General features: G+C 57.0%; 13 protein-coding genes and 1 pseudogene. 8 read left to right on the top strand and 6 right to left on the bottom strand.

All coding sequences use genetic code 11. From position 1 onward, the window contains the following. The first annotated feature begins 41 nt into the window (after positions 1 to 41). Complete coding sequence (locus tag LKE28_08050; GenBank protein MCH3908179.1) at positions 42 to 1,412, top strand: MATE family efflux transporter; 1,371 nt, start codon at positions 42 to 44, stop codon at positions 1,410 to 1,412. Here the strand turns inward: LKE28_08050 and LKE28_08055 are convergent. Next, a complete protein-coding gene (locus LKE28_08055) occupies positions 1,381 to 1,770 on the bottom strand; it encodes a rhodanese-like domain-containing protein (protein ID MCH3908180.1) in 390 nt (129 codons plus the stop codon). The genes LKE28_08050 and LKE28_08055 overlap by 32 nt on opposite strands. Before the next feature lie 143 nt (positions 1,771 to 1,913). On the opposite strand from LKE28_08055, the gene LKE28_08060 reads away from it, so the two are divergent. Beyond that, the gene (locus LKE28_08060) at positions 1,914 to 2,624 is read left to right on the top strand and encodes a Bax inhibitor-1/YccA family protein (GenBank protein MCH3908181.1); all 711 of its coding nucleotides are present in this window, start codon (positions 1,914 to 1,916) and stop codon (positions 2,622 to 2,624) included. Here LKE28_08060 and LKE28_08065 read toward each other — a convergent pair. From LKE28_08065 to LKE28_08075, 3 genes are read right to left on the bottom strand one after another with little or no spacing between them, the layout of a single operon-like run. Next, positions 2,604 to 3,335, bottom strand: coding sequence for a PHP domain-containing protein (locus tag LKE28_08065; protein MCH3908182.1), 732 nt, complete (start codon positions 3,333 to 3,335; stop codon positions 2,604 to 2,606). The two genes, LKE28_08060 and LKE28_08065, sit on opposite strands and share 21 nt — an antisense overlap. Then, positions 3,319 to 3,663, bottom strand: a complete 345-nt coding sequence (locus tag LKE28_08070; protein MCH3908183.1) for an iron-sulfur binding hydrogenase — start codon at positions 3,661 to 3,663, stop codon at positions 3,319 to 3,321. The genes LKE28_08065 and LKE28_08070 overlap by 17 nt, the downstream gene beginning before the upstream one ends. Beyond that, positions 3,660 to 4,601, bottom strand: a complete 942-nt coding sequence (locus LKE28_08075; protein MCH3908184.1) for a CBS domain-containing protein — start codon at positions 4,599 to 4,601, stop codon at positions 3,660 to 3,662. The genes LKE28_08070 and LKE28_08075 overlap by 4 nt, the downstream gene beginning before the upstream one ends. A gap of 81 nt (positions 4,602 to 4,682) precedes the next feature. Between LKE28_08075 and LKE28_08080 the strand changes: the two genes are divergently transcribed. From LKE28_08080 to LKE28_08105, 6 genes and pseudogenes are all read left to right on the top strand, one after another. Next, positions 4,683 to 5,402 carry an RNA pseudouridine synthase gene (locus LKE28_08080; protein ID MCH3908185.1) on the top strand — a complete coding sequence of 240 codons (720 nt, stop codon included), beginning with the start codon at positions 4,683 to 4,685 and terminating at the stop codon, positions 5,400 to 5,402. Between the two features lies 1 nt (position 5,403). Continuing rightward, positions 5,404 to 6,513 (top strand): aminopeptidase, encoded by a 1,110-nt coding sequence (locus LKE28_08085; GenBank protein ID MCH3908186.1) that lies wholly within the window; start codon positions 5,404 to 5,406, stop codon positions 6,511 to 6,513. A 261-nt stretch (positions 6,514 to 6,774) separates the two neighbouring features. Next, positions 6,775 to 7,854 (top strand): annotated as a pseudogene (locus tag LKE28_08090) (ammonium transporter). A gap of 258 nt (positions 7,855 to 8,112) precedes the next feature. After that, positions 8,113 to 8,415 (top strand): P-II family nitrogen regulator, encoded by a 303-nt coding sequence (locus tag LKE28_08095; GenBank protein ID MCH3908187.1) that lies wholly within the window; start codon positions 8,113 to 8,115, stop codon positions 8,413 to 8,415. Positions 8,416 to 8,961: 546 nt separating this feature from the next. Beyond that, positions 8,962 to 10,323, top strand: coding sequence for a group II intron reverse transcriptase/maturase (gene ltrA / locus LKE28_08100; GenBank protein ID MCH3908188.1), 1,362 nt, complete (start codon positions 8,962 to 8,964; stop codon positions 10,321 to 10,323). Positions 10,324 to 10,408: 85 nt separating this feature from the next. Then, positions 10,409 to 10,882, top strand: coding sequence for a pyridoxamine 5'-phosphate oxidase family protein (locus tag LKE28_08105; protein MCH3908189.1), 474 nt, complete (start codon positions 10,409 to 10,411; stop codon positions 10,880 to 10,882). On the opposite strand, the gene purU is transcribed toward LKE28_08105, so the two are convergent. Together purU and xseB are read right to left on the bottom strand one after the other, a co-directional pair. Further along, on the bottom strand, positions 10,883 to 11,755 hold the full coding sequence (gene purU / locus LKE28_08110; protein MCH3908190.1) for a formyltetrahydrofolate deformylase: 873 nt from the start codon (positions 11,753 to 11,755) through the stop codon (positions 10,883 to 10,885). It lies immediately after the preceding gene. Continuing rightward, complete coding sequence (gene xseB / locus LKE28_08115; GenBank protein MCH3908191.1) at positions 11,752 to 11,982, bottom strand: exodeoxyribonuclease VII small subunit; 231 nt, start codon at positions 11,980 to 11,982, stop codon at positions 11,752 to 11,754. The genes purU and xseB overlap by 4 nt, the downstream gene beginning before the upstream one ends.

Genomic DNA, 11,982 nt, shown 5'->3' on the forward strand with positions numbered 1-11,982 from the left:
ATAGCGTCGGCGGAACGTGTACCTTCGGTATCATGGATGGGATGGGAAGGTTGCAACGGGAGATCCGCCGCATGTCGTTGCCGACGATGTGGGGGTTCCTCTGCCAGGCGTTGTACGACATGGTGGACATGCTGTTCATCGGGATGATGGACAAGGCGGCGGTTGCGGCGGCGACACTGTTCATCACCGTATTCTGGGTGCTGGACATCCTCAATGAAATTGTAGGGGCCAGCAGTGTGTCGATGATCAGCCAGGCGTGGGGAGCCCATGACAAGGAGCGCACCCGCCTGGTAAGTCAGGAAACGCTGTGGTTCAAAGTGGTGTTGGCCATCATCGGAGCGACGGTGATGATCGCCGTCCTGCCTGCCTACTACCGGTTTTTCTCCGATGACCCCCAGGTGGTCGGCTACGGTCTTTCCTACGGTGTGATCCGTCTGGCGTTCCTGCCGGTATTTTTCTCATCATATACCGTCAATACGATTTTCCGGTGCACCGGAGACGCGAAGACCCCGATGCGCCTTCTGGTCGCCGCCAGCGTGATCAACATCGTGCTGGATCCGCTTCTGATGTTCTCCACCGTTCCAGGCACGACAATCCCTGGTTTGGGGTTGGGGATCGCCGGGGCTGCCTGGGCGACGGTCATATCCATCTCATTCAGTTTTGGTGTCGGTTTCTTCCTGCTGTTCTCCGGCAAGGCGCCGATACGGCTCCGTTTCCGTGAGTTGTTCCGGTTCCATCGGAACATCGATCGTGATTTGTTCCTCATCGGCCTGCCGTCCGGCTTGAACCTGTTGATGCGCAACCTGGCCAACTTCATCGTCATCAAGCTGGTTTCTTCCTATGGGACGGACGCCATCGCCATGCTGGGGGTGGCCACCCGGATGTACCAGTTCGCCGTGGTTCCCAGCAACGGCATCGCCATGGGAAGCGGCATCATTGTCGGGCACGCGTTGGGCGCAGAGGAGATGGAAGACGCACGCAAGACGGTGGCGTTGACCAGTCTGGATTGTACGGCCATCACGCTGGGGTTGGCCGCCTTGATGGGCTTTCTTCCCGGTCCGTTGCTTTCCCTGTTTCTGGGAGGGGCCGCCGCTCCAAGGGAAGGAATCCTGCTGATGCGGGTCTTCGCCCCCTGCCTGCTCTGTCAATCGGTGATGAGCGGATTCACCGCGGCGTTCACCGGAAGCGGCGATACCCGCCCGATCCTCACGTCAGCGTTGGTCAGCCAATGGCTGTTTTTGGTGCCATACGCCATGCTGGTCACCTTGGCGCTCCATTTGGGGATCGGTTGGCTTTGGCTTGCCTATCTGGTCGGAGACGCGACGGACTGCCTGTGGCGGCTGAAGGCCTATCGAACCGGCAGGTGGATGACCCGGAGGGTCAATCGGTCACCAGTCCGTACGGCCAGTTGATGATGCCCCCCATCGAATAGACGTGGGTGTATCCCCGCTTGATCAGATTCTTCATCGCGACTCCGGCGCGGGCGCCGCTGCGGCAGTACAGAAGGATCACCGCTTGTTTGTCCGGCAGCAGTGGGGGATCGCTCTTTGCGTTGATCGTCTCATTGGGGACGAGCAGGGCGCCCTTGATATGGCCTGCGTCATATTCGTACTGCCTCCGTACATCGACCAGAACCACATCGCCTTGGTCCAGCAGCTCCTTTCCTTGCTTCGCGCTGATCACCGAACCGTTGGCGTAGGGCGCGGAAGCCGCGCTCACCGTGGCGACGGATATCAGGAGCGCGAGCGCCATGATGGATAGCTTTTTCATATCTGCCTCCTTTTCCCAATGTAGAGGGCGGATTTCCCTCTCGTCCAGAGGCAAGGAACGCTTTCGCTTGCGCAGCGAAAGCGTCTGAATGTTGACGAATCGGGAAAAAACCACCACATTATGGAGGTAGGAGTACAAACGGAATGCAAGAACAACGAGCGGAAATGCTCCGCAATGTCACGGCACGAGAGAAAGGGATCATCAAGAGCGTCTACCTCTGGATGACGGCTGCACTGGCGGTAACGGCAGGTGTGGCGTACATCGTCGCTTCCAGCCCGAATCTGATGAAGGCGTTGCTCGGGGGTTCATTCGGTTTCATTTTGTTGGTCATCGCCCAGTTCGCGTTGGTGTTTTTCCTTTCGGCGCGATTGGATTCCATGAGCCAAGGCTCCGCCATCGGGGCGTTTTTCGCCTATGCCGTGCTGAACGGCGTGATGTTCAGTACGCTGTTTTATGTCTATCAGATCGCAACGATCTACAAGGCGTTCCTTACGGCGGCGCTGATGTTCGCCGGCATGAGTGTCTACGCCATGACGACCAAGCGGGATCTGAACGGATGGGGATACTACCTGATCGTCTCCCTGTGGGGTCTTCTGATCGCGTCCCTGATGAACATGTTCTTCAAATCGTCCGGAATGGATTACATCATTTCGTTCATCGGCGTGTTCATCTTCATGGGGCTGACCGCATGGGATACCCAGAAACTGGTGCGGTTCAATGACCAGTACGGGTACAACATGGATGAAGCGACGTACACCAAGGCCGGCATCATCTTCGCCTTGTCCCTGTACATGGACTTCATCAACCTGTTCCTGTACATCCTACGGCTTTTCTCACGGGGAGATCGAAGCTGAGGAGCTTTCCTTCAGAGTCACAAGGCCTCTTCGGAGGCCTTCTTTTATGCCCTGGAACGTGCAGGATTCCGCCTCCAGCTGGAACGATCTGCGGCCGACCTGCTCAAAACAATGGGCGTCGCTGCCGGTGATGCGGGTGTTCCCCCACGTCTCCGCCTGATGGGACGGATGAATCATCTCGACGGCGGAATAGGGCAGGTCAGGGAGGAATCCCAGGTTGGCCAGCGCGCTGTTTGCGTACCGGTCGATGTGCGCCGGAATGACCAGCGCGTCGCGGGACATTCCTTCCTCAATGGTATCCTCATAGCTGATGCCGCTGGTGGACAGGAGGCTGTTGGGAAACGTCCCGGTGGTGTTGCCGTCCTCGTCGACGATCAACTGGTTGCCTAGGAGCTTGGGATTGTTGGGAATGTCCGGAAGCATCCGCTGGATGTAGGAACCGAAGTCAAGGCTGTCTTCCAGATGCTCGAACAGCACCAGGACATGCACATCCTCGATGGTGTTCACCTCGATGCCGAACAGGGGAAGAATGCCGCACACCTTGGCGACGGCCGCGAACGCAGGATTGTTCAGGCAGCTGTTGTGGTCGGTCAGCCCCAACACTTGGATCCCTTGTTCCATTGCTTGGATGCACAGGAGCGCCGGGGTGAAGTCGTCATTGGCGCAAGGGGAGAGACAGCTGTGGTTGTGCAGGTCAACGGACAGGCGCATCCATCTTCCCCAGCAGAAGGGCTACCTGGCAACTGGCGAAGAACTGGTTCTCATTGGTGGTGAAGATGGAAATCCCTTCCTCTTCTGCGGCGCTCTTCATGTCAGCCGGTACCGAGCGGTTGTTGCAGACCACCACTGCCTTGATGCCGGCCAGCGTTGCGACGGCAATGGTGTTCCGGTGCGCCTGGATGGTGACCAGGACGGAATCGGATGGGGCGTTCCCCATCACATCGGAGAGCAGATCCCCGGTATAGGCGTTGGTGATCGTCTCGTTTCCGTTGGGCATGATCAATGTCTGGAATTTGGTGGCGAGGTCTTGTACGGTCATGATGCGATTTCCCCCTTGTGTTCTGGATTCAGAAAGATGGTGCAGACCACGGTGGTCCCTGCCGGACTGGATTCGATGGAGAACTCATCACTGCAGTTTTTGGCGTTGGGCAGTCCCATCCCCGCGCCGAATCCCAGCGAGCGGATCCACTCGTTGGCGGTGGACCACCCCGGAGTCAGCGCCTTCTGGATGTCCGGGATTCCCGGCCCGGTGTCCCGCGCGGTGATGACCAGTTTGTCTTTGCTGTACTCGGCGATCAACTCGCCACCATTGGAGTGGATGACGATGTTCATCTCCAGCTCATAGCTGGCGATGGCCGCACGACGGATGATGTGGGGTGAGACTCCCGCCTGCTTCAGGTGCTTCTTGATCTCCGTGGACGCGAAGCCTGCGTTCTCGAAATCGTTTTTGGTCAGTGTGTAGGTGTATGCCTCGCCGTTGAAGTCGACCAGCTCCTTGTGGAAGCCGTTTCGCTTCTCCATTTCCTCCACTTCCCGGTTGATCTCCAGAAGCAGCGAACGGGAAATGTCCCTGCTGGTCAGCATGCCGACCAGCTCCTTCTGTTTGTTCAGCACCGGGTAGCGATGGAACTGGTATCGGTCGAAGTACCGGATGGCGAAACTGATCGGCATGTCTTCTTCCAGGACGATCAAAGAGCGGGACATGTGGTTGCCTGCCGGCTCCTCAATATACCCGCCATCCAGCGCGGTGATGATGTCGTCGACGGATACCAGGCCGATCAGGCGCTTGCCCTGGACGATCGGCACGCCGGTCAGATGGTTGTCCTTCATCAGTTGCTGGATGGATCGGAGTGTATCGTCCTTTCCCGCCGTCACCAACGTGCAGGACATTACGTCCTTGATCTTCAACCGGTAGATCAAATCCAGGATGACGGTCGGACTGGTGTCCATGTTGATGGGAATTTCAGATACGGGCATGCGACAAGTATAGCACAGGGTACGCCACCGTTGAAGGGGAGAGATGGCGCTTCTTTCTGTACTCTGCTATGATATCGGTATATGGAACAGATCAAAGTAATTGCGGAACGGAATGACTGGCTGGTGGTGGACAAACCCTCCGGCCTTCCCACCGTTCCCCTGAAAAGTGACAGGCCGGAGAAAGACACGCTGTTGTCTCGTCTCGGCGAAGCATATCCGGAAGTCCTTTCCGTGGGGCGGAACCCCTGGGAAGGAGGCGTGTTGCACCGTTTGGACACCCCAACCAGCGGGCTGGTGTTGGTCGCCCGCACCCAGCGAGCGTTCGATGACCTGTGGGACGAGCAGCGGCATGACGAGATCGTCAAGACGTACCTTGCCGTCTCATCCAAACGGCTTTCCCCACTGCCGGTGGGATTCGTTCCGTTTCCTTTCGGGGACATCACCCAGGGAAGGACGGTGATCCGCAGTCTTTTCCGTCCCTTCGGCGAGAAGGGGCGGGTGGTGCGTCCGGTGGCGGAGGACAGCCCTTCGGCCCTTCGGGGCAAGAGCACCGGGATCTGGTATGAGACGGAGGTGGAGTTTCTGGGAAAGGACGGGACTACCTGTCGGTTCTCCTGCGTCATCACCCAGGGCTTCCGCCATCAGATCCGCTGCCACATGGCGTGGGCGGGATATCCGCTGGACGGGGATGTGACCTATCGGGGACTTCCGGAGAAGCCGTTCGGTCTCACTGCGCAAGAACTCCAGTTCATTGATCCGGAGACGGGCAAGCGGGTGCGGTGCGTCCGGCCGGAGGCGTGAGATGGGTGATCAACGGGAACAGAGACTGGCACAGTTGCTGGTACGGTACTCCGTAGCGTTGAAGCCTGGGGAAAAGTGCTTGATCAACGCGGTGGATGTGCCGACCAGCATGACCGAGGCGTTGATCGGCGCCGTCTACCAGGCCGGGGCGTATCCCTTGGTCAACGTCTGGAGTGAGCGGATCGAACGGGCTATGGCCGTCGGCGCCACCAAGCAGTCCCTCTCCGTCTGGGCGGACGCCGATGTCTACCGGATGAAGATGATGGACGCGTTCATCGGCATCCGGGGCATCGCCAACGTGCGGGAGCTTTCATCCATCCCGGAACAAGCCGAACTGGTCTCCACCTGGTACAACCAGCCGGTCCACATGAAGGTGCGCGTCCCCCATACCCGGTGGGTGGTGCTCCGTTATCCGACGGAATGCTTCGCCATGCAGGCGGGCATGTCCACGGTGGAGTTCGAGGATTACTTCTACCGTGTCTGTCTGGATGTGGATTACCCCGCGATGCAACGGACGATGGAGGAAGCCAAGCGGTATCTGGATACGGTGGATCAGGTACAGATCGTGGGGAAGGGGACGGATCTGAGCTTCAGCGTCAAAGGGATGCCGTGGATCCCCTGCGCCGGGCAGTCCAACATCCCCGATGGGGAGATCTACAGCTGTCCGGTCAAGGAGAGCGTCAACGGACGCATCACGTACAATTGTGACAGTACGTATCAGGGTCATTGCTTCCATGACGTGTCACTGACGTTCCGGAACGGAAAGATTGTGGAAGCCCACGCGGATGATGACGTTCTGGTGAACAAGGTGTTTGACACGGACGACGGAGCCCGGTATGTCGGGGAATTCTCCCTTGGGTGCAATCCCCAGGTGACCGTCCCGATCGACAACATCCTGTTCGATGAGAAGATCGCCGGGTCCATTCATTTCACACCGGGACAGTCGTACCGTAACTGTTACAACGGCAACGATTCCGCCGTACACTGGGATCTGGTGCAGATCCAGCGCAAGGGGTACGCAGAGGCGAACATCTTTTTCGATGGCGATCTGGTGCGGGAGAACGGCGTGTTTGTCCACCCGGCGCTTCAAGGGTTGAATTTCGAACCGTAACGAAAAAGTTTCCGGTGGTCCTTGACAGAAAAGGGGCGTTTGCATTATAAAACTCCCATACCATCAAAGGCGATGTGGATGATCCGCATCGTCTTTTCTTTTTTTTACCACAGGCGTACAAAGGCGTGCGTTGGGTACTGGGCCCACCGCCGCCTTTTTTTTATTTCACTTCCTGAGGAGGAACGTATGTATTCATCTGTGGACACGATTTGGGTGTTGTTCGCCTCTGCATTGGTGTTCTTTATGCAGGCAGGGTTCGCCATGGTGGAGACCGGTATGACGCGGGCAAAAAACGCCGGTAACATCATCATGAAGAACCTGATGGACTTCTGCATTGGAACTCCGGCGTTCTGGATCCTTGGATTCGGATTGATGTTCGGGGTGACCAAGGACGGAAACGTGCTTTCGTTCATTGGAGTCCCCGACCTGTTCGTACGCGGGAATTACGGAGTTGAAGGCTCCTATCCCACCTACGCCTATCTGATCTTCCAGACGGTGTTCTGCGCGACGGCGGCGACCATCGTCTCCGGAGCCATGGCGGAACGGACCAAGTTCAGCGCATACTGCCTGTACTCGTTCTTGATCAGCTTGGTCGTCTATCCGATCAGCGGCCACTGGATCTGGGGTGGTGGCTGGCTTGCTCAGCTTGGGTTCCATGATTTTGCCGGTTCCACAGCGGTACATATGGTCGGTGGTGTCGCAGCCTGCGTCGGCGCGGCAATGCTCGGACCCCGTATCGGGAAGTATGACGCCGAAGGGAAACCCAAAGCGATTCCTGGCCACAGCCTTACCCTTGCAGCCCTTGGTGTATTCATCCTGTGGTTCTGCTGGTTCGGCTTCAACGGCGGTTCCACCGTCTCCATGACGGGTGATGACACCATCGTTGCCGCTTCCCGCATTTTCGTGACGACCAACCTCGCCGCGGCATGCGCGTCCTGCGCCACGATGATCTTCACCTGGATTCGCTACAAGAAACCGGATGTGTCCATGACGCTGAACGGATCCCTCGCCGGTCTGGTCGCCATTACGGCCGGATGTGACGCCGTCAGCGTTCCGGGTGCTGCCCTCATCGGCATCATCGCCGGTATCGTGGTCGTGTTTGCCGTTGAGTTCTTTGACAAGAAAGTGAAGATCGATGATCCGGTCGGAGCCATCAGCGTCCATGGGGTATGCGGCGCGCTCGGCACCATCCTCACCGGTCTGTTCTCCGTAGACGAAGGTGTGTTCTACGGCCATGGCTTCAAATTCTTCGGCATCCAGGTGTTGGGTGTGGTCGTCGTCGCCGCGTGGGTGACCGTCTGCATGCTGATCATCTTCACCATTCTTAAAAAGACGGTCGGTCTGCGGGTCACCAAGGAAGAGGAGATTCAGGGCCTCGACCTGCAGGAGCATGGCTTGGTCGCCGGCGCGTACAGCGACTTCATGCCGGCTGTTCCCAATGGTTTCAGCCATATCATGGAAGATGTCGGCAACCCGACTCCGGTCAATGTCGCCGTTCCTGTGATCGACAAGACGGCCCCGAAGAAACCTGCTGGCGTGAAGTTCTCCAAAGTGGTGATCATCTCCCGTCAGAGCAAGTTCCAGGATCTGAAGAAAGCGATGAACGAAATCGGTGTCACCGGCATGACGGTCACCCATGTGATGGGATGCGGCATGCAGAAGGGACGCAGCGAGTATTATCGTGGCGTACCGGTGGAGATGACGTTGCTTCCCAAGATGAAAGTGGAGATCGTTGTCAGCAAGGTGCCGGTATCGACGGTAATTGATACCGCGGTCAAGGCGCTGTACACCGGTCATATCGGAGACGGAAAGATCTTCGTCTACGATGTGGAGAACGTGGTGAAGGTGCGCACCGGCGAACAGGGCTACGACGCATTGCAGGATGAATCTGACGCCGAGTGACGTTGGATATTACGAATCTTTGCCGGGGGAGGTGATGACACCTCCCCCGTTTTTGTGTGACACGCATGACATTATTCTAAGGTGAAAGTCCTAAGGGGCGTAGATACCGACGAACCCGATAGCGACTTGCAAGCTCCATGTCGTGAGGCATGAGGCGAAAGAAGCAATAGCGAAATCGTGGCCTGACGAACAGGTAACCCGGACAGAGATGCCCGAGTGGCTGATACAAGGCACCCAAAGGGGACAAGCTGGCAAAGAACAGTCAAGCTCCGAAAGGTATCGAGCCTTTGGTTGTAAATCAGACAGGTAAACGAGGAAAGAATAGTGGATTACCGTGCGAGGCCTCTCCAGCGCCTTAGGCTGCAATATCGCCGTATGACGGTGCAGTAACAACGAATGGGGAGGAGTCAGCAGAAGCCATAGTAGCAGAGAGGGACTCTGCGAAGGGCTGAACGAATGAATGCCTTCGAAGAAGAGAAGGCCAATCCGCCAGCGTGGAAAAGGCGAGAGCCTTAACGCGAACGCGATGCGGAAAGGAGGTACCTCATGAGAGGGGAAGACAGGACAGTGCCGAACACTGGGCTGTGCAGGGAGCTGGTCTCGGTCGGGAACATCACCAGCGCCATCAAGAAAGTGAAGGCGAACAAGGGTGCGTGCGGAGTCGACGGCATGGACGTGGCCATGCTGGACGAGCACTTCGCGAGGCATTTCGGTGATATCCGGTCAAGAATTCTTGCAAGGACGTACAGGCCGATGCCTGTCCGAAGGGTGGAGATACCCAAGGACAACGGCGGGGTGCGTCTTCTGGGAGTGCCCACCGTAGTGGACAGGGTAATCCAGCAGGCCATTGTGCAGGTGCTGACGCCGGTGTTCGAGCCGACGTTCTCCGACTACAGTTTCGGGTTCCGCCCGGACAGGAGTGCGGAGGATGCGGTGAGATTGGCACAGACCTACATGTCCGAGGGATACAAGCATGTGGTAGACCTAGACCTGTCGAAGTTCTTCGACACGGTGGACCATGACATCCTCATGGGACTGGTCGACAAGTACATGCCGGACAAGGACATCAGGAGACTCATATTCTCGTTTCTTGAAAGCGGGGTTCTGACGAACGGATGCATGATGGCCACGGCACAAGGCACGCCACAAGGCGGCCCCCTGAGCCCGATGCTGAGCAACATTTATCTGACCCCATACGACAAGGAGCTTGAACGCAGGGGGCTCAAATTCGTCAGGTATGCGGATGACTGCAACATCTTCGTGAAGTCGATGATGGCATCCTACAGGGTGAGGGACAGGGTGATTTCCTATCTTGGGCGCAAGCTCAAGCTGAAGGTGAACATGGAGAAGACAGAGGCGAGGAAGACCGTAGGGTCGAAGTTCCTCGGGTTCGAATTCATCACCAACGGGGAAAAGGAGACGCTCGGCAAGCTCAAGCCCACAGAGAAGAAAGTGAGGAAACTGGAGGACAGAATCCGTGAGATAACGGCACGAAGCCGTGGCGTCAGGATAGAGACTGTCATAAGGGAACTGAACGCGACTCTCAGGGGGTGGATATCCTACTTTGCAAGGGGGAACATGAAGTCGTACCTGAACGAGGAACTGATGCCGTGGGTCAGGAGACGGGTGAGGCAGGTTCTCTACAAGCAGTGGAAGAACGGCCGGAACCGTTGCCACAAGCTAAGGCAACTGGGGGTGCCGGAATGGGTCTTCGGCAAATGCAATTTTGCGAGCAACTCATACTGGAGCATGTCCGGCGGGCCCATGAACAGGGCCCTCACAAACAAGATTCTCGAAGAAAGATTCGGGTTGGTGGATGCCGTAGCCCATTATGCCAAGATTCATGCCCAACGCATGATGAAAGACCGGGTGATGCTGGAATTAAGGTATCACAGTCTATTCGTTTGAACCGCCGTATGCCGAACGGCACGTCCGGTGGTGTGAGAGGAAGGAGCCTGGCGGCTCCCTCCTACTCGATTACGAGAATGACATCATGCGATTGACCAAACGTGAATTGACGGACAAGGAATCCCTGATTGCGGTGCTCCGGGACGGAGTGGTGCTGCACCTGGCCTTTGTGGACGAAGCGGGCGTGGCGTTGTTTCCGGTGAACTATGGATTTGTGGAGACGGACGGAAACGTGGAATTGCTGTTCCATGGCGCTACGGAAGGAAGGAAAGCAACCTTTTTTTCACAGCACAGCCATGTCACCTTTGAGATTGACGTGCCGGAAGGAATGATCACCGGAACGTACGCGTGCGCCTACAGCTACGCCTACCGGAGCGTCATCGGGGAAGGGGATGTGACCCTGATCCAGGATTCGGAACGGAAAATCCGTTGTCTGGATCTTCTGCTTGATCATGTGACGGGAAACGAAGAAAAGCGGGAGTATTCCACCTCGGCGTTGGAGCGTACCAACGTCTATTCGCTTGCCGTCTCCTCGATGACCGGCAAGCGCCGCGCGTGATCACCGTTCCTGTCCAAAGACGATCGTCCGGTTCTTCCACAGGATGATCCTGCTCTCCAGATGGGCGGAAACGGCTCTCGCCAACACCCGTCGCTCCACGTCTTTTCCCACTTCCTTGAGTCCTGTGGGGGTGAACTCATGGTTGACCCGCACCACATCCTGTTCGATGATCGGCCCCTGGTCCAGGTCGCAGGACGCATAGTGGGCCGTTGCTCCGATCAACTTGACCCCACGGTCATACGCCTGCTGATAGGGATTCGCACCCTGGAACGCCGGCAGGAACCCGTGATGGATGTTGATGATCTTTCCCTGCCACTCGTTGATGAAGTGAGGGGTGAGGATCTGCATGTACCGGGCCAGCACCACCAGGTCGATGTCAAACCGCTTGAGCAATGACAGCACCTTCTCCTCCTGTTCCTCTTTGGAGTGGGTCTTGTCCACCGGATAGCAGTAGAACGGGATGCGGAACTGGTTGGCGATGTATTCCAGGTCGGGATGGTTGCTGATGATCAGGGGAATGTCACACTTCAGGTCACCTTCCTCTTTGCGGCTGATCAAATCGTACAGGCAGTGGCTGGTCTTGCTTACCATGATGGCCACGCGGGCGCGGAAATCGCTGTAGTGGATCGACCAGGATAGCCCTTCCTGGGTGGCGAACGAACCGAAATCATCCTCCAATTCCTTGCGGGACATCTTCAGGTCGTTCATATCCAGCTCCAGGCGCATGAAGAATTCATGCTCATTGTCGTCGGTGTGTTGCTGGCAGTGCAGCACGTTGAAGTTCCGCTGGGAAAACCATGACGCTACTTTGGCAAGAATGCCCCGTTTGTCAGGGCATTGGATCAAAATGATGATCTTCCCGCTCTGCCTCATGATGCGTCTCCCTTCGTCTCATCCACTTCGGTGAGCGTGACACCGTCGGCGATGCTGCCGCTTGCGATCTCAACCTTGCGTTTGGCGTCGTCCAGCTGTTTCTCCAAGCTTTTGACCAGTTTGATGCCTTCTTCGTACAGCTTGACGCTTTCCTCCAAATCCACTCCCTGGCCATTGAGTTTTTCGGTGATCTCCTCAACCCGTTTCAAATCCGTTGCAAATGCCAT

Origin of the sequence: Sphaerochaeta sp., assembly GCA_022482495.1 — a bacterium.
GTDB lineage: Bacteria > Spirochaetota > Spirochaetia > Sphaerochaetales > Sphaerochaetaceae > RUG023.

Coding starts and splice junctions, on each gene's coding strand:
- LKE28_08050 (MCH3908179.1), top strand. CDS start 42: ATGGGAAGGTTGCAACGGGAGATCCGCCGCATGTCGTTGCCGACGATG.
- LKE28_08055 (MCH3908180.1), bottom strand. CDS start 1,770: ATGAAAAAGCTATCCATCATGGCGCTCGCGCTCCTGATATCCGTCGCC.
- LKE28_08060 (MCH3908181.1), top strand. CDS start 1,914: ATGCAAGAACAACGAGCGGAAATGCTCCGCAATGTCACGGCACGAGAG.
- LKE28_08065 (MCH3908182.1), bottom strand. CDS start 3,335: ATGCGCCTGTCCGTTGACCTGCACAACCACAGCTGTCTCTCCCCTTGC.
- LKE28_08070 (MCH3908183.1), bottom strand. CDS start 3,663: ATGACCGTACAAGACCTCGCCACCAAATTCCAGACATTGATCATGCCC.
- LKE28_08075 (MCH3908184.1), bottom strand. CDS start 4,601: ATGCCCGTATCTGAAATTCCCATCAACATGGACACCAGTCCGACCGTC.
- LKE28_08080 (MCH3908185.1), top strand. CDS start 4,683: ATGGAACAGATCAAAGTAATTGCGGAACGGAATGACTGGCTGGTGGTG.
- LKE28_08085 (MCH3908186.1), top strand. CDS start 5,404: ATGGGTGATCAACGGGAACAGAGACTGGCACAGTTGCTGGTACGGTAC.
- LKE28_08095 (MCH3908187.1), top strand. CDS start 8,113: ATGAACGAAATCGGTGTCACCGGCATGACGGTCACCCATGTGATGGGA.
- ltrA (MCH3908188.1), top strand. CDS start 8,962: ATGAGAGGGGAAGACAGGACAGTGCCGAACACTGGGCTGTGCAGGGAG.
- LKE28_08105 (MCH3908189.1), top strand. CDS start 10,409: ATGCGATTGACCAAACGTGAATTGACGGACAAGGAATCCCTGATTGCG.
- purU (MCH3908190.1), bottom strand. CDS start 11,755: ATGAGGCAGAGCGGGAAGATCATCATTTTGATCCAATGCCCTGACAAA.
- xseB (MCH3908191.1), bottom strand. CDS start 11,982: ATGGCATTTGCAACGGATTTGAAACGGGTTGAGGAGATCACCGAAAAA.